General features: G+C 67.2%; 14 protein-coding genes, 1 pseudogene and 1 riboswitch. Of the genes and pseudogenes, 4 read left to right on the forward strand and 11 right to left on the reverse strand.

Going from position 1 to position 17,201, the window contains the following annotated elements; genetic code table 11:
- The 5 genes and pseudogenes from GOAMI_RS03505 to GOAMI_RS03525 form a co-directional block, all read right to left on the reverse strand.
- A pseudogene (locus GOAMI_RS03505) lies at window positions 1-371 on the reverse strand (hypothetical protein); the annotation flags it as partial.
- A 135-nt stretch (window positions 372-506) separates the two neighbouring features.
- On the reverse strand, window positions 507-1,811 hold the full coding sequence (locus GOAMI_RS03510; RefSeq protein WP_006435009.1) for a wax ester/triacylglycerol synthase domain-containing protein: 1,305 nt from the start codon (window positions 1,809-1,811) through the stop codon (window positions 507-509).
- Between the two features lie 25 nt (window positions 1,812-1,836).
- A complete protein-coding gene (locus GOAMI_RS03515; protein WP_006435010.1) occupies window positions 1,837-3,003 on the reverse strand; it encodes an acyl-CoA dehydrogenase family protein in 1,167 nt (388 codons plus the stop codon).
- Window positions 3,004-3,017: 14 nt separating this feature from the next.
- Window positions 3,018-3,266, reverse strand: a complete 249-nt coding sequence (locus GOAMI_RS03520) for an acyl carrier protein (RefSeq protein ID WP_006435011.1) — start codon at window positions 3,264-3,266, stop codon at window positions 3,018-3,020.
- Between the two features lie 49 nt (window positions 3,267-3,315).
- Window positions 3,316-4,656 (reverse strand): salicylate synthase, encoded by a 1,341-nt coding sequence (locus tag GOAMI_RS03525; protein WP_006435012.1) that lies wholly within the window; start codon window positions 4,654-4,656, stop codon window positions 3,316-3,318.
- A 147-nt stretch (window positions 4,657-4,803) separates the two neighbouring features.
- Between GOAMI_RS03525 and GOAMI_RS03530 the strand changes: the two genes are divergently transcribed.
- The gene (locus tag GOAMI_RS03530; RefSeq protein WP_006435013.1) at window positions 4,804-6,471 is read left to right on the forward strand and encodes a (2,3-dihydroxybenzoyl)adenylate synthase; all 1,668 of its coding nucleotides are present in this window, start codon (window positions 4,804-4,806) and stop codon (window positions 6,469-6,471) included.
- Between the two features lie 95 nt (window positions 6,472-6,566).
- On the opposite strand, the gene GOAMI_RS03535 is transcribed toward GOAMI_RS03530, so the two are convergent.
- On the reverse strand, window positions 6,567-6,914 hold the full coding sequence (locus tag GOAMI_RS03535; RefSeq protein WP_006435014.1) for a GNAT family N-acetyltransferase: 348 nt from the start codon (window positions 6,912-6,914) through the stop codon (window positions 6,567-6,569).
- Between the two features lie 183 nt (window positions 6,915-7,097).
- Window positions 7,098-7,212, forward strand: a riboswitch (TPP riboswitch).
- On the opposite strand from GOAMI_RS03535, the gene thiC reads away from it, so the two are divergent.
- On the forward strand, window positions 7,203-8,894 hold the full coding sequence (gene thiC, locus GOAMI_RS03540) for a phosphomethylpyrimidine synthase ThiC (protein ID WP_006435015.1): 1,692 nt from the start codon (window positions 7,203-7,205) through the stop codon (window positions 8,892-8,894). Its footprint overlaps the riboswitch before it by 10 nt.
- Window positions 8,895-8,971: 77 nt before the next feature.
- Window positions 8,972-9,772: a bifunctional hydroxymethylpyrimidine kinase/phosphomethylpyrimidine kinase gene (gene thiD / locus GOAMI_RS03545; RefSeq protein WP_051995364.1), complete on the forward strand. Its 801-nt coding sequence runs from the start codon at window positions 8,972-8,974 to the stop codon at window positions 9,770-9,772.
- Between the two features lie 36 nt (window positions 9,773-9,808).
- Here thiD and GOAMI_RS03550 read toward each other — a convergent pair whose 3' ends face one another.
- Genes GOAMI_RS03550 through GOAMI_RS03570 form a run of 5 tightly spaced genes read right to left on the reverse strand, consistent with a single transcriptional unit; the run spans window position 9,809 to window position 15,951 of the window.
- Window positions 9,809-11,425 carry an ABC transporter family substrate-binding protein gene (locus tag GOAMI_RS03550; protein ID WP_376740315.1) on the reverse strand — a complete coding sequence of 539 codons (1,617 nt, stop codon included), beginning with the start codon at window positions 11,423-11,425 and terminating at the stop codon, window positions 9,809-9,811.
- Window positions 11,426-11,457: 32 nt separating this feature from the next.
- The gene (locus tag GOAMI_RS03555; protein WP_006435018.1) at window positions 11,458-13,533 is read right to left on the reverse strand and encodes a dipeptide ABC transporter ATP-binding protein; all 2,076 of its coding nucleotides are present in this window, start codon (window positions 13,531-13,533) and stop codon (window positions 11,458-11,460) included.
- Window positions 13,530-14,528 (reverse strand): ABC transporter permease, encoded by a 999-nt coding sequence (locus tag GOAMI_RS03560; protein ID WP_006435019.1) that lies wholly within the window; start codon window positions 14,526-14,528, stop codon window positions 13,530-13,532. Before GOAMI_RS03560 ends, GOAMI_RS03555 begins: the two co-directional genes overlap by 4 nt.
- 1 nt (window position 14,529) lies before the next feature.
- Window positions 14,530-15,513 (reverse strand): ABC transporter permease, encoded by a 984-nt coding sequence (locus GOAMI_RS03565; protein ID WP_006435020.1) that lies wholly within the window; start codon window positions 15,511-15,513, stop codon window positions 14,530-14,532.
- Window positions 15,514-15,561: 48 nt separating this feature from the next.
- Window positions 15,562-15,951: an SHOCT domain-containing protein gene (locus GOAMI_RS03570; RefSeq protein ID WP_006435021.1), complete on the reverse strand. Its 390-nt coding sequence runs from the start codon at window positions 15,949-15,951 to the stop codon at window positions 15,562-15,564.
- Window positions 15,952-16,145: 194 nt separating this feature from the next.
- Here GOAMI_RS03570 and GOAMI_RS03575 point away from each other — a divergent pair, with 194 nt between their 5' ends.
- Complete coding sequence (locus tag GOAMI_RS03575) at window positions 16,146-17,201, forward strand: LLM class flavin-dependent oxidoreductase (RefSeq protein WP_006435022.1); 1,056 nt, start codon at window positions 16,146-16,148, stop codon at window positions 17,199-17,201.

Here is a 17,201-nt window from a genome sequence, read left to right on the forward strand (position 1 = left end):
ACCGTGCCACCGCTCTCGGGCACGTTCTCCGTCGCAGCGGGTGCGGGTGCTGCCGCCGGGGCGGGCTGCCCGGGCGCGGCGGCCGGCTGCTGGGTGGCGGCCGGACCCACCAGGCCCTGCTGCTGGGGTGCCTGTGCGGAACCCAGGTTCACGACGGTCGGCTGCGCCGCCGACGCCGTGTCGTTGCGTTCGCTGACCACGATGCCGACCACGCCGATGGTGACGACGATCGCCGAGATCACCGCCGCGACACCCGCCGATGCCAGCACCGTCGGAATGCTGACCCCGCCCGAGCGCTTCTCCGAACCGGCTTCCGGCTCGTGGGTGTCACCCACGTATCCCGGGTCCTGGTAGCCGACGTCGTTCTGCATGGTGTTCTCCGTGTTTTCTTCGGTATGGCGTGTTCACTCGTGTGGCGTGGCCGCGCGCTCGATCGGCGTCACCACGTACTGCATCGTTCCCGATTTCCACCGGGATTACTAGGCAAGCCTAAGCTAGCTTCAGTGTCACTCGGGCGTTAGGGCCTCGTTCAGCACCTTGTCGAATGTCGTGACGAACTTCTCCGCGTAGTCGGGCAGTGCCTCCGCATCGGTGACGATGCCGAAACTCGTCGTGGTGCCGAGGATGAGGACCGTCACCGAGAAGGAGTAGCCGGCCAGCGGCGACAGCGGGGTGAGGCTCACGATCGACCTGCCCAGCACCGACCGCACCCTCGAGAAGCCGGGGTTGATGCCGATGTGGATGTCCGGGTGCATGTGCGCCATCGAGGCGTTCACGATGGCGCGCTGCAGGCCCCACAGCGGCGCGCGCGGGAGGTCGTCCGCCGCTGCGAGATAGAGTTCGGGCCGCCGTTGCGCGATCGTGGCCAGCTCACCACGAGCCCGTTCGATCTGCTGCGACAGGTCGGTCTCGTTGCCGGGCAGGTTGAGCAGCGCCACGGACACCGCGTTGCCGGTGTGCCGGAACTCCTCGTCGAGGGTCACCGGAAGCGTCACGCGGAGGACCTCCGCCGGCGGCGACGCCGGCGGATCGAGGCTGAGGGCCCGGCCGATGGCCCCGAGGACGAACTCGTGCACGCTGGAACCGTTGGCCTTGGCCGCTTTACGAAGAGCGCGGGTCGACGTGCCGAACAGCGCATGTTCACGACGCCCCGACTTCGTCAGGCTCGGCCAGGCGCGCTTCTTGCCACCACCGGCGGCGTGCTGATCGTTGAACGCCGCCTTGGCCTCGCCCAGCTTCTCCGGGTCGATACCGCTGATGTGGAACCGGGGACTCGTGGCGAACCGCTCGAACTCGGCGAGGTCCTCGCGCTCACCGTCGGCGAGCAATGCCGCGAAGGCCGCACCGGCGATGCCGTCGGAGATGCTGTGATGCACGCGGAGCAACACCCACTGACCCACGCCCTCGGCGCCCGCAGAGGGTGTGAACAGCGTGATGTCCCAGAACGGACGCGGACGCGGCAACGGCGTCTCCAGGAGCTTGGAGACACGACGCTGCAGGTGCTCGCGATCGGTGAAGCCGAGTTCCGAGACGTGTTCGCCCGCATCCCAGTTCTCGTCGGCGAGCACCACCTCGGGCTTGCGCCAGCGGCCGTTCTTGACACCCAGCCTGAAGATCTCGAACAGCCGGCCCCGTTCACGCACCCGGGCACGGACCTCGTCGAGGCCGAGAAGCGTTCCACCCGTCTCGAGTTCGAGGATCATCGACCAGTGCATGGGCCGGCTGTCGGTGTCCATGTGCAGGTAGGTGTGGTCCGGGGGTGCGAGCTCGGTGACGCGAGCGTCGGCCGGGGAAGTGACTGTGCTGTTCATCGATGACCGCCTGGATGAAGGACGCTCAGGGCGCCTGGGTGAGAGAACCGGAGAAGTGCTGCTGGTAACGCTCGGTGTCGGGTTTCATGGCCGCGGCGACCAGTTCCCACAGCACCTCGTCGGTACCGCCACCGACGCGCGCGAGTTTCATGTCGCGCCACCAGCGTCCGATCGGGGTCTCGGTCTCGAGGTAACCGATACCGCCGAAGATGTGCAGGCATTCCGAGGCGACCTCTTCGCCCAGGTTCGCCGCGGTCGCCTTGAGTGCCGCCGCGGTCCGGAGGTTGATCCTGCCCCCGGCGGCGACGCCGTCGAGCGAGTAGCTCAGCACATCCACGCGGGCCTGCAGGTCCGCAAGACGCAGGCGGAGTGCCTGATGGTCGTAGAGCTTCTTGCCGAACTGGGTACGCTCCATCATGCGGGCGAGCGTCACGCCGAGCATCACCTCACAGGCGGCCGCGATCTGCGCGGCGACCGAATAGCGTTCGTGTGCAAGGCCCCAGCTGATGATCGCCAGACCCGTGCCCGGGCGGGCGATCAGCGCCTCCTCGGGGATCCACGTGTCGATGGCGACCGGGGCGGTGTCGAGCGGTCCGGCACCCAGCTTCTGATACGGCGCGCCGACGCGGACCTGGTCGACCGGCACCGCGGCGAGCGCGACGTTGCCTCCGGCGTCGGGGCCGTCCTCGACGCCACGACACACGACGAACATGTAGTCGGCGATCGGCGACAGCGAGACGAACTTCTTGTTCCCCACGACGCGGTATCCGCCGTTCTCGCCGAAGATCCGCGTCTCCGAGTTCTGCAGGTCCGACCCGCCCTGCTCCTCCGAGGCGCCGATGCACAGGACGGCGTCGGTGGTCATCGCCCGGTACGCGAGATCTTTCAGGAAGTCGTTGCGGCCGAAGCGTCGGAGGATGGCGATCGCCGAATCGTGCAGGCTGACACCGACGCCGATCGCGGCCGAGCCCAGCGATCCGAGACGACGGCCCAAGGCGAAGTGGTCATGGAGGTCGGTGAGCTTGCGATCCTCCCACTTCCGGGTGAAAACCCCTGCCTCACCCAGATGTTCGAGGAGTGGACGCGGGAAGCGATGGTCCCTCTCGGCCTGCGCTGTCCACGCGGTGACCTTCTCGTCGAACGCCGCGTCGAGCAACTCCGTGTACGTATGCACTCCGGTGTCCACACTCATCCCCTCGCCCCCGGTCAGGCCGCGGTCCCGGCCTTCGAGCGGACCAGGTCTTCGAGATCACCGACCGTCTTGGACTCGAAGAGTTCGCGCTCGGTCAGCTTCACGCCCAGACGCTCCTCGATCGCCACGACACCGATGGCGAATGCCACCGAGTCGAGCCCCAGGTCGTCGATCAGTCTCGACTCGGGGGTGACGTCGCCGAGCGCGAGGTCGAGGTCCTCGGTGAGGATTCCTTGTAGCGCTTCGGTGATGTTGTCGGACATGTGATCACTCCTGAGGTGACGATGGTGGTGGGTCGGACGTAACGGGCGGTCAGCGTGGGATGACGTAGGGGGCGACGCTGCCCAATTTCTCACAGGTCTCCTCGAACTCGCGCTCGGGTGTCGACTGCGCGACGATGCCGGCACCGGCGCGCAGCCACGCTTTGCCCCCGGTCGCGAAGACGGTACGCAGTGCGAGGGTCGCCTCGAGCTCCCCCGACGACGACGCGACGAGTATCGCACCCGAATACGGGCCGCGACGCCGGGACTCGAGCCGGTCGATGGCCTCGACGGCCGGGGTCTTCGGAACCCCCGAAGCGGTGATCGACGGGAAGACGACTTCGAGTGCGCGCCAGGGTGTTTCACCGTCGGCGAGAGTACCCTTCACGGTCGAGGCCAGGTGCTGGACGCTGCCACGCTCACGCACCTCCATGAACTCGCTTACCGCAGTCGTGTTCGCGGCCGAGATCGACGCGATCTCGTCGAAGCAGGCACGAACCGACATCGCGTGCTCGGCGACCTCTTTGGCGTCACCGAGAAGCTCGGCGCGGGCGGCCGCATCACGCTCCGTCGAGATTCCGAAAGCCCTTGTACCCGCAAGCGGTTCGGTCACCACCGTCCGGTCGTCGTGCACCGCGACCACGAGCTCGGGGCTGAATCCGGCGGCCGCGAGATCACCGAGCGACAGCAGATACGAACGCGCCGGGGTGTTGTCCGCGCGACCCCGCGCGTAGGTGGCGGGGATGTCGACCGGGAACGGGATGTCGACGGCGCGGGAGAGGATGACCTTCTGATAGCGCCCGGCGGCGATCTCGGCGACGGCGGTGGCGACGCGACTGCGATAGTCCTCCGAGTCGACTCGCACATCGACCGGGCGCGACTCGCCGGGAGCGCTTGCCGTGAGGGAGATCTCGAGGAGAAGACGTGCTCGTTCGGGATCGGCGGTGCCGGTGTCCACGCCATCCGCGTCGACGAAGGCCTCGAACTCGGGGACGATCAGATGCGCGAGGACCGTGTCGTCGGGAACACGGTCGAGGATGCCGTGGTACGGCGCGCAGAAGTCGAAACCGACCCAGCCGTAGAGACGCCAGTCGGCGATCGACAGGGATTCCGTCGCCGCGGCGAGGGCATCTGCCGGGTCGCCGTGCCAAGCAGTGGTCGTCCGGCGCCCCTGGTCGTCGACGATGACCTCGCTGCGCGTGACGACCACACGCGCACGGACGCCCGCGGCGAAGGTCCAGCGACCGTTGCGCTCGTAGACGACGTGGTCACCAAACTCGCCCGAACCCGCCCAGGCCGCCGAGATCTCGGCGGCGGCGGCGCTGACCGGGGTCGCCGGTCCGAGCCCCGCAGCGTCGAGCGTCGGGGTTCGCGAATCGGTCGTCAGCGACATGTCCTTGTCCTCCGGTCGTGGGCGGCAGCGTGATCTTAGGAAGATTAGGACAGCCTAAGCAAACAGCCCCCGTTCGTCGATGGCGTGGCTCACACCGCCGACCGATCGGTAAGGTTACCCTATCCTGTCTGTGTTTGAATGGGACCCATGCAGACGCATCTGGACCGAGTGACCGACCTACTCGACGGTTTCACCCCGTACGCCGACGTCCAGGCCGAGCGCTACCGGGACGCCGGACTGTTCCGCGGCCTCCCCCTGTTCGCGAGCTTCGACGCCAGTGCCGATCGCACCCCCGACGCCCCGGCCGTCACCGATGCGTCGACCGACGGACCGCGGACGCTCAGCTACTCCGACCTGCGTGCCGCCTCGCTGCGTCGTGCGGCAGGTTTCGTCGGGGCCGGACTCCGGCCCGGACAACGCGTCGTCCTGCAGCAGAACAACTCCCTCGACTTCGTCGTGAACCTGTTCGGCCTGCTCCGCGCGGGCATCGCCCCGGTGATGACCCTGCCCGCCCACCGGATCACCGAGATCGCCCACCTCGCGGCCGGCGCCGGGGCCGTCGCCTACATCGGCGAGGACGGACGGCGCGGCTTCGACTTCCGGGATCTCGCCACCGAGCTGCAATCCCGCGTCCCCGACGTCGAGCACGTGTTCATCTCCGGCGATCCCGGTCCGTTCCGGGGGGCACCGGACACGGACTCCGCCACGGTCGACCTCCCTTCCCCGCCGGATGCCGGCCTCCCGGCGCTGTTCCTGGTCTCGGGCGGCACCACCGGTCTGCCCAAACTGATCGCGCGGACCCACGACGACTACGACCTCAATGCGCGACTGTCGAGCGACGTCGCGAACCTGACGGCCGACGACACGTACCTGGTCGCGCTGCCCGCGGCCCACAACTTCCCGCTGTGCTGCCCGGGCATCCTCGGCGTCCTCGGCGTCGGCGGCCACGTCGTCTTCACCGACAACCCGAGCCCCGACAACACCTTCGACCTCATCGAACGCCACCGCGTCACGGTGACCGCACTGGTGCCCGCCCTCGCGCAGCTGTGGTGCGCGGCGACCGAGTGGGAACCCGCGGACATCAGCTCCCTGCGACTCCTCCAGGTCGGCGGCGCCAAGCTGGCCCACCCCGACGCCGTCGCGCTCGACGAGGCCCTCGGCGACGTGGTCCAGCAGGTGTTCGGCATGGCCGAGGGGCTCATCTGCTACACCCGGCCGGACGAACCGCGCGATCTCGTCCACGAGGTGCAGGGTTCACCGATGTCCGAGTTCGACGAGGTGCGCGTCGTCGACGAGGAGGGCGCCGACGTTCCCGACGGCGAAGAGGGCGAACTGCTGGTGCGCGGCCCGTACACGATCCGCGGATACTACCGGGCCGACGCCCACAACGAGAAGTCCTTCACCCCCGACGGCTTCTACCGATCGGGGGACAAGGTGACCCGGCTGCCCTCCGGGCATCTGTCGGTGACCGGCCGCATCAAGGACACCATCGTCCGGGCCGGCGAGAACGTCGCTGCCGACGACGTCGAGGAGAACCTGCTCGCACACCCGTCGGTGCGACAGGTCGCGGTGGTCGGACTGCCCGACGATGCGCTCGGTGAGAAGATCTGCGCCGCGGTCGTGCTCTCCCACGACCATCCGCCGGCCCGGCCGCTCGAACTGGCCACGCTCCGCACGTTCCTCGCCGACCGCGGCCTCGCATCGTTCAAGCTGCCCGACGTGGTCCGCATCGTGCGGACCCTGCCCGTCACCGCCGTCGGCAAGATCGACAAGAAGATCCTGCGGACGACGCTGCTGGACTCTCCCGCTGGTTGAGCCCCTTCCACCGCTGATTGAGCCCCTTCCACCGCTGATTGAGCCCCTTCCACCGCTGATTGAGCCCCTTCCACCGCTGATTGAGCTTGTCGAAATCACACCGGCGCGAGCTCCACGATTCCCGGGTGATGGTCGAGGTAGTCCTTGGTGAACGAACACACCGGCCGGATCCGGGCGTTGTGTTCACGCGCGAAGTGGATGACCGTCCGGGTGAGACGCGTCGCGAGCCCGTGGCCGGTGTACTCGTCGTAGAGCACGGTGTGCAGAACGGTGATGGTCGTCTGGCCGTCGACGGTCTCCATCGAATAGCCGAGTACGCCGACGAGATCGCCCGCAACCCAGAGTTCGAACCGTTCGCGGTCGGGATTGTGCACCACCTGAGCGATCTGCTGCAGGATGGACCTCGCCGATTGCGGCGGTCGATGCCGGTTCTTGCGTAGCACCTACACCTCCTCATGTCGTCACCGTCTGCGGGTCACCGGCATCACGCCACTTCTTGACGTTCGGTCCCCTGTGACTAGGGTCACACCCTACCTTACGGATCCGTAACTGCTGAGAAAGGGTATCGATCTGCCAGGCATCGGGTGGCTCCTCCGCGGACGTTGTAAGGTGGCGAGCGCAACACAACTACACACCGCGGGGGCTCTCACGATGACCGAGGGCTGAGATGGCGACGGGCGGTCGCCGACCGCTCGAACCTGTCCGGGTAATGCCGGCGTAGGGAGACCATCATGGGCACACGTGTATCCACCACACCCACCACTGCAACCTTCGAAGACGGCGGACTGACCACGGGACCGATCGAGGGCAGTTCCAAGCACTACCTCGCCGTCGATCATCTCCGCGTACCGCAGCGTCGGATCCACCTCACCAACGGCGAACACCTCGACGTCTACGACACCTCGGGTCCGTACACCGACACCGAAACCGAGATCGATGTGGAGCGCGGACTGCCGAAGACCCGCGACTCGTGGCACCGCCCGGAACCGATCGACGGCGCGAGCACCCAGCTCGCGTGGGCACGAGCGGGGATCATCACCGACGAGATGCGGTTCATCGCCGCGCGTGAGGGCGCCGACGCCGAACTCGTCCGCTCCGAGGTGGCCATCGGTCGCGCGGTGATCCCGGCCAACCATCGTCACCCCGAATCGGAGCCGATGATCATCGGCAAGCGGTTCGCGGTGAAAATCAATGCGAACATCGGGAATTCGGCGGTGCGCAGCTCGATCGCCGACGAGGTCGAGAAGATGGTGTGGGCGACGCGTTGGGGCGCCGACACCATCATGGACCTCTCGACCGGCGCGGACATCCACACCACGCGCGAGTGGATCCTGCGCAACTCCCCCGTACCGGTCGGCACCGTGCCCATCTATCAGGCACTCGAGAAGGTGAACGGCGATCCCGTCGCCTTGACGTGGGAGATCTACCGCGACACCGTGATCGAGCAGGCAGAGCAGGGCGTCGACTACATGACGGTGCACGCCGGGGTCCTGCTCCGCTACGTTCCGCTGACCGCCCGCCGGGTCACCGGAATCGTCTCCCGAGGCGGTTCGATCATGGCCGCCTGGTGTCTGGCTCACCACGAAGAGTCGTTCCTGTACACGCACTTCGACGAACTGTGCGAGATCTTCCGCCGCTACGACATCACCTTCTCCCTCGGCGACGGACTACGGCCGGGGTCGATCGCGGACGCCAACGACGAAGCCCAGTTCGCCGAACTGCGCACCCTCGGCGAACTCACCACCATCGCCAAATCCCATGGCGTGCAGGTGATGATCGAGGGACCCGGACACATCCCGATGCACAAGATCGCCGAGAACGTGCGCCTGGAGGAAGAACTCTGCGAAGAGGCACCCTTCTACACCCTGGGCCCCCTGGCCACCGACATCGCACCCGCCTACGACCACATCACCTCCGCGATCGGTGCGGCGATGATCGCCCAGGCGGGAACGGCGATGCTCTGTTATGTGACACCCAAGGAGCATCTCGGGCTGCCCGACCGCGACGACGTGAAGGTCGGCGTCATCACGTACAAGATCGCGGCCCACTCCGCAGACCTCGCCAAGGGGCATCCCCGGGCGCAGGAACGTGATGACGCATTGAGCAAGGCGCGCTTCGAGTTCCGCTGGATCGACCAGTTCAACCTCGCCCTGGACCCGGACACCGCCCGCGAGTACCACGACGAGACCCTGCCGGCCGAACCCGCGAAGACAGCTCACTTCTGCTCGATGTGTGGTCCCAAGTTCTGCTCGATGCGGATCTCCGCCGACGTGCGCGCCTACGCGGAGGAGAACAACCTGGTGACCGCCGAGGACATCGACCGCAAGATCGCCGAGGGCATGGCGGCGAAGTCGGCCGAGTTCGCCGAGGGCGGCAACCGCGTGTACCTGCCCCTCGAGACCAGTCGAGGCGGTTCCGCGTGACCGGTCAGCCACCGCACGGCCACGGGGACTTCGAATTGCTGCCCGTCGCGGCGCCGGGTGAGACGCCGGTCCGCGTGATGACCATCGCCGGATCGGATTCCGGTGGCGGCGCCGGCATCCAGACCGACATGCGCACCTTCGCGCTGCTCGGCCTGCACGGTTGCGTCGCGGTGACCGCGGTGACCGTGCAGAATTCACTGGGCGTCAGCGGCTTTCAGGAGATCGCACCGGAGACCGTGGCCGCCCAGATCCGCACGGTCGCCGACGACATCGGGATCGGCGCCGCCAAGACCGGCATGCTGGCGTCGGCGCCGATCATCGACGCGGTCGTCGCCCAGTGCGCAGACAGCGCTATCGGTCGCGACACGTCGACACCGCTCGTCGTCGACCCGGTATGTGCCTCAATGCACGGGAACCAGCTACTCGCGGATTCCGCCCTGGACACTCTGCGCGACAAGCTGTTCCCTCTCGCGACGGTGGTGACGCCGAACCTCGACGAGGTCCGGCTCATCACCGGGGTCGACGTCGTCGACACCGATTCCCAGCGTGATGCGGCAAAAGCATTGTTCGATCTCGGGCCCGCCTGGGCCCTGGTCAAGGGTGGACACCTGCGCTCCAGCGACCACTCCCCCGACCTGCTCTACGACGGTGCGCAGTTCATCGAGCTCAACCACGAGCGCATCGACACGACCCACGACCACGGGGCCGGTGACACCCTCGCCGCCGCGATCACCTGCGCTCTGGCACACGGGTACTCGGTGCCCGACGCCGTCGCGTTCGCGAAGGAGTGGGTCACCCGCGGACTCGCCGCAGCCTATCCGCTCGGCGCCGGCCACGGCCCGGTGAACCCGCTGTGGCGGGTGGGCCCCAACCACTGAAGCGTCGGCCGCCACCGTCGAGGTTGATGGGCGACCCTACTTCTCCCAGCCGATGTCCTCGATCGGACCGATGTAGAACTGTCCCGCACCGTAATTGGCGAGATCTTCCTTCACCGCGACCATCGCCGGACCGTTGAAGAGCGGGAGGTTCGAGTACTGGGCGAATGCCTCGCGCTCGACCTTGTTCCCGGCCGCGATCTGGGACATCGGGTCGCCGATCCGTGCCATCGCCCTGATCTGTGCGTCGAGTTGGGGAGTGCCGGCCCCGGCGGGGTTGAACTGCGAGTCGCTGCACCACACCTGGCAGAAGTAGGCCATGCCGAACGGATCGCTCGAGGAGAAGCCCATCATGAACAGGTCGAACTCCTTGTTCACCACGACGGCGGAGAAATCCGACGGGGGACGTTGTTGCACCACGAGATCGACGCCGACCTTGCCCAGGATCGCCTGGAGCGCCCGTGACAGGTTGGCGCCGGTTGCGTCGTCGCCGACGTTGGGCAACACCAGCGACAGCCGTTTGCCGTTCTTCTCGCGGATACCGTCCCCGCCCTCACGCCACCCGGCTTCCTCCAGCAGCGCCGCCGCCTTGCCCGGATCGTAGGACACCACCCCCGCGAGGTTGTCCTCATACCCCGGCTGGAAGGGGTAGAGCGACAGCGAACCGGGGAGTTCCTCGGTGTAGTTCAAACCGGTGAACCGGATGCGCGCCAGGGTCTGCCGGTCGATCGCGGCGAACACCGCCTCTCGGACGACGCGGTCGGACAGTATCGGCGCATCGAGATTCAGTACGAGCAGCGCCTGCTGCGGCGACGCAGCGGTCCGGATGTCGATGCCGTTCATCGTGAGCACCCGCGCACGCGCGTCCTTGGCCGCCACCCCGGTCGCGTCGATCTCGCCGTTCTGGAAAGCATTGAGTGCCGCCTGCGACTCCATCTGCCGGAAGATCCGGCGGTCGAGTTTGCCGGGCCTCCCCCACCACTTCGGATTGCGTTCGAAGACGACGGTCCCGTTGTCGGCGTCATACGAGGAGACCGTGTACGGTCCTGCACCCCACTCCGGATGCGGTTGCCGCACATAACCTTCGTTGTACACCTCGGGCGAGGTGGCCTTCGGATGGAGCACGACGTTGAACAAGCCGTCCGGCCAGGCGTAGACGCCGTCGAAGCGCACGATGACCTCGCGGTCGTCGACCCCGCGGGTGACCGAGGCGATCTGGCTGTACCCGTCGGTGGAACTGACGATGTAGCGGTCGTCGACACCCCGACTGGTGCGCCACGTCTCGACGAAGGCGCGGTAATCGATCGGCGTGCCGTCGTTGAAGAACGCCTTCGGGTTGACCGTGTAGGTCACCACCGTGTTCCGGCCGACCGTCTCGGTACGGACGCCGGTGAGGTAGTCGGGATTCGGGGAGTACACGCCGTCGGGCGAGAAGTAGGCGAGCACCGGGTTGTACCAGCGCCACAGGGCCAGCGTGTAGGCGCTGGCATCTGCGTGGAAGGTGTTCCACTGGGGCGACACCTCGGTGATGGCCGTCGTGAGGCTGCCGCCGTCCTCGAGCTTCTCCCGGGGTTGCGGATTGAGCGAGGCCCCCTCGGTCTTCACCGCACCGCTGTCGACCGCTGCGCCGCAACCGGTCACGCAGGCGATGGTCATGAGCACCGCGGTGATGAACCGCCACCAGCGCCTCACTGCTCCACCTCCAGGAAGTGGCATGCCGCTCGGTGGTCGCCGCGAACAACACCTTCACGGTTCGCCGGCCGTAGCCGGGGAACGACGGTGCGGCACCGCTCGCGACGTTCGTCGTCGAGCTGCGCGTGCAACGGACAACGACTCGTGAAGCTGCACCCGACGATGTCGTCTGTCGCGCTGGGTTGTTCGCCGGTCAGGACGATCCGCCGCCGTTCGCGTTCGACGCGCGGGTCGGGAATCGGCACCGCCGACAGCAGCGCTCGCGTGTAGGGATGCGCGGGTTCGGCGAAGACCGCCTCGGTGGGTCCGGCCTCCACGATCACCCCCAGGTACATCACCGCGGTGCGGTCGGCGAGATGTCGCACCACGGAGAGATCGTGTGCGACAACCAGATAGGCGACATCACCGTCGGACTGCAGTCGCCGGATCAGATTGACGACGTCCGCCTGCACCGAGACGTCGAGTGCCGACAGCGGTTCGTCGAGGATGATCAGGTCGGGGTCGGTGGCCAGTGCCCGCGCGATGGCGAGCCGTTGTCTCTGACCACCGGAGAAGGCGGCGGGGAAACGGTCGGCGTGAACAGGGTCGAGCCCGACCCGCCGCATGAGGCCCGTCACCTTCTCCTCCGCCTCCGCCTTCGGGATCCCCAATGCCCGAAGCGGTTCGGCGATGAGGTCGAAGGCGGTGAACCTCGGGTCGAGCGCATCCGACGGATCCTGGAAGACGATCGACGCCCGCTGCCGCAGCGCGCGCGCCTCCCGCGCGCGGACCGCCGCCGGATCCACCCCGCCGATCCGGACGACGCCCTTCGGCTGTGCGAAGTCCATGATCTCCAGTAGGGTCGTCGACTTGCCACTGCCCGATTCCCCGACGAGTGCCATCGACTCGCCGCGTCGGATGTCGAAGCTGATGCCGTTGACCGCCCGCACCGATCCCACTCGCCGCTTGAGGAAACCACTGGTCAGCGGGAAGACCTTCGTCATGTCCACCACGTCGAGGACGGTCGGCCGCTCCACCCGCTCGATCGCGGCCACCGACGTCACCGGCACGTCGGGCAGCGGGAACACCGGCTCACCGTCGATCCGGCCGTCGGCATCGATCTCCCGGGCGCGGACGCAGGCCACCCCGTGGTCGCCGCTCAGCTCCGCCAGGGCCGGCTCGGCCCGACCGCAGTCGTCGATCGCGACCGGACACCGTGGCATGAACTGACATCGGTCCTGTACGTCGATGAGGACCGGTGGCGACCCCGGGATCGGGATCAACGCGTCGGTCCGCCGGTCCACGCGCGGCACGGCCCCCAGCAACCCGATGGTGTACGGCATGCGCGGCCCGCCGAAGAGCGTGTCGACGTCGGCGGTCTCCACCGACCGGCCGGCATACATGACCACGACGTCGTCGGCATGGCCCGCGACGACGCCGAGATCGTGCGTGATCAACAGCATCGCGGCACCGGTCTCCCGGCGCGCGGTGGCGAGCAGGTCGAGGATCTGGGCCTGGATGGTCACGTCCAGGGCGGTGGTCGGTTCGTCGGCGATGATCACCGACGGGTCGTTGGCGATCGCCATCGCGATCATCACGCGCTGACGCATCCCGCCGGACAACTCGTGCGGAAAGGCCTTCGCGCGGCGTCCCGGATCGGCGATGCCGACCAGGTCGAGCAACTCGACCGACCGCGCCCAGGCCGCCTTGGCGGTGACCGACTGGTGGGCCCGCAGCGCCTCGGAGATCTGCGCACCCACCGTGAACACCGGGGTCAGCGACGACAACGGGTCCTGGAAGACCATCGCGATCTCCGAACCCCGGACCGCCGACATCTGCTTGTCCGACAACCCGATCAGCTCCCGGTCCCGCAGGACGACCGATCCGCTGACGTGCGCGGAGTCCGGCAGCAGTCCCAGGACCGCCAGTGCCGACACCGATTTCCCCGATCCCGATTCGCCGACGATGGCCGTGGTCCGGCCGGGTCGCAGGTCGAAGTCGAGACCGCGGACGGCGTCGACGACCCCGGCCTCGCTGCCGAAATCCACTCTCAGGTCACGGACCATCAGCACCGCGTCGGACCGGCTCGTCATCGGCGGGTACCTCCACTCGACGTCGGGTCGAAGGCGTCGCGCAGACCGTCGGCGATGAGCGCCATCGACACCGTCAGGAGCGCAAGCACGGCGGCGGGGAACCAGAACAACCACGGTGACGCGGCGAGGGTCCCGGCACCCGCCTGCAGGAGCGAGCCCAGGGTGACGTCGGGGATCTTCACCCCGAATCCGAGGAACGACAGCCCCGTCTCGGCGAGCACGGCCGCCACCACGCCGAGTGCGAAGTTGATCACCAGCAACGACGCGATGTTGGGCAGGATGTGCCGCAGGATGATCGCCGGCGGGGACACCCCCAGATACTTTGCTGCGGTGACGTAGTCGCGCTCCCGGACGGTCACCGCCAGCGAGTGGATCACGCGCGCGAGCATCATCCACCCGAATGCGATGAGCACGACGATCAGCCACCGCCAGTCGCCACCGGTGCTGTTCGAGACCAGGGCGAGGATGAGGAACGTGGGCACCACGAGCAGCAGGTAGACGACACCCAGGATGACGCGCTGTACCCAACCGCCGAAATAGGCCGCGATCCCGCCGAGGAACGCGGCGATCGCGGTCGTCCCGATCGACACGGTCAGCGCGATCGTCAACGAGCGCTGGAGTCCGTGCACCACTTGCGCATACAGGTCGTTGCCGGCGTCGTTGGTGCCGAACCAGTGGGCGCCCTCTGCTCCTTGCGTCGACGGGGGGAAGCCGATGGCCAGGAAATCGGTGTCGGTGTAGGTGTAGGCGGTGAACAGCCCGCCGAACACGGCGAAGAAGACGAGCAGGACGAACATGACCAGGCCCAGCATCGCGGAACGGTTGCGCGCGTATCGCTTGGCGAAGATCACGGCCCGGCCGGTACGACGCCTCGCCAGCGGCGCCGACGCGGTGTCCGACTCGTCGAGGAGACCGCCGGTCTCGCCCATGATCGGGGCGGTGGCATCGAGGTGCCCGGACTGCGGTCCGCGCGGTTCGGGTGGCATCATCGCCATCTCAGCTCACCCGCACTCTCGGATCGAGATAGACGACCGCGAGGTCGGCGAGGATCGCACCGACCGCGGTCGCCAGCGCACCGAATGCGGCGACCGCGACGACACCGTGGATGTCGTTGGTGTTGATCGAGGTGACGAAGTACCGGCCCATCCCCTCCCAGCCGAAGATGGTCTCGGTGAGGACCGCGCCGGTGAACACCGCCGGGATCGCGAAGGCGATACCGACGGCCACCGGGATGATGGCCGTGCGCAACGCATGTCGTCGCACTGCCACGCCGCGGGTGAGTCCCTTGGCACGTGCGGTTCGTACGTAGTCGGCGTTGATGGTGTCGAGCACCATCGACCGCTGCAGGAGATGCAGTCCCGCGTACTGGATCACGACCAGGGTGATGGTCGGCAGGATGAGGTGTTGAATGCGATCCAGCAGCACCGGGAAGAACCCCTCGACACCCACGCTGGACGCCCCGGAGACGAACACGACGCTGTGGCCGAGGGATTGATTGAGTGAGATGGCGACCAGCACGATCCCCAGGCCGACAACGGGAACCGGCAGGTTGATCATCGCGATCGAGATGAACTGCCAGGCGCGGTCGGCGAGCTTGTACTGCCGGAGGGCGGTGTAGACGCCCAGGGCTATGCCGAGAAGGGTGGAGATGATGGTGGCCGCGGCCAGGAGCTGCACCGAGGAGACCAGGCGGAAGCCGATCTCGGCGTTGACGCTCTCGCCCACGGGAGTCGACCCCCAATCCCAGTGCAACACCACGCCCGTCAGCCAGTTCCACCAACGTTCGACCAGCGGGGTCTTGTCGTTGAGGTTGTGGGAGGACAGCGTGGCGTCGACGACGCTCTCCGGCAACGGCGGTCGCCGGATCGCGTAGTTGGATCGCGGGTCGAGAAACCAAGTGGCCAGGAAGTAGGTCAGATTGGTCGCGATGAAGACGAGGACAGCCCAGGCCGCGATGCGTTTGCAGAGGTATCCGATCACCGCGGCTCCAGGTCGTCGTCAGGCCGGCTTCACCGACCGCATCGTGACTCAGGCAGCTCCGCCGAGTGCCTTCGACTTGAGGTGTTCGAACTCCTGCGGGGTGATGGTACCGGAGTCCAGGAGAGCCTTCGCCTCCGTGATCTGCTGGGTCGGAGAGGTTCCCGCAACCGACTTGATGTACTCGTCGGAGGCCTGCTTGGCCTCCGTGTAGGCCTCGCGCTGACGCTCGGCCATGCCCTTGCCCTTCGCGAGCAGGTACACGATGGCCGTGATGTACGGGAAGATGATCAGGAAGACCACCCAGGCGGCCTTCTGCCAGCCCGATGCCTTCTTGTCACGGAACAGGTCGGTGATGATGTGCCACAGGACGATCAGGTACGCGACGAACGCGAAGATGACGACTGTGTACCAGATGAAATCCCAGAATGAGTCCCACATTGAAGGTCTCCCGTTTCTAGAAGAAAAGGACCATGCCGAATGGTCCCCTGACGAATAGAAGCATGTCACAGCCATACCCTCGGCATCGCGCTGTCAGGCCAAAGTGGCCGTGAGAAGTAGTAGCACGTCCCCCAGGCATGCACCGTTTGCCGCTTATACGAAGTTGTGCCACGAACCGACAAAAGAGAGACGAGATGGAATCGCAAACGGCCACGCATGAACTCGAGTTGGGCTTGGACACCTTCGGCGACATCACCGCCGAGCCCGATGGCACTCCGCGATCGGACGCACAGACCCTGCGGGACGTACTCGAGCAGGCGATCCTGGCCGACGAGGTCGGCGTCGACTTCCTCGGTGTCGGTGAGCATCACCGCTCCGACTACTCCGTATCCGCACCCGAGGTCGTGCTCGGCGCCATCGCCGCCCGCACCAGCCGGATCCGCCTCGGCTCGGCCGTGACCGTGCTGAGCTCGGACGATCCCATCCGCGTGTTCGAGCGGTTCTCGACCGTCGACGCGCTGTCCTCGGGCCGTGCCGAGGTGATCCTCGGCCGCGGTTCGTTCACCGAGTCGTTCCCGCTCTTCGGTTACGACCTCTCCGACTACGAGGAACTGTTCACCGACAAGCTCGCGCTCTTCGCCGAACTGCGCACCGGCAAGCCGGTCACCTGGTCCGGCTCGACGCGGGGTCCCTTGCGTGCTCAGCCGGTGTACCCGCAGCTCGAGAGCCCGCCGCTACCCACCTGGATCGCAGTGGGCGGCAGCCCCGAATCCGTGGTACGCGCAGCGTCGTACGGGCTTCCGCTGATGCTCGCCATCATCGGCGGTGACCCGGTGCGCTTCCGCCCCTACGTCGACCTCTACCACCGTGCGCTCGCCGAGATGGAGCAGGACGTACTTCCGGTCGGCGTGCACTGCCCGGGCCATGTCGCCGACACCGACGCACAGGCACGCGACGAGTTGTGGCCGCACTACCGCGGGTACGTGGCGCGGATCGGACGCGAACGGGGGTGGCCGCCGCCCACCCGGATCGACTTCGAGCGGTCGACGGGCCCCGACGGTGCGCTGTTCGTCGGGTCGCCGGAAACCGTCGCACGCAAGATCGCCTCGACGTCGAAGGCTCTCGGGCTGAGTCGTTTCGACATGAAGTACTCCCACGGAACCCTGGGCCATGCCGAGCAGATGCGCAGCATCGAACTCTATGGCACCCGAGTGATCCCACGGGTCCGCGAGCTGCTCGCCGAGGGGTGA

The organism is Gordonia amicalis NBRC 100051 = JCM 11271 (genome assembly GCF_000332995.1).
Classification (GTDB): domain Bacteria; phylum Actinomycetota; class Actinomycetes; order Mycobacteriales; family Mycobacteriaceae; genus Gordonia; species Gordonia amicalis.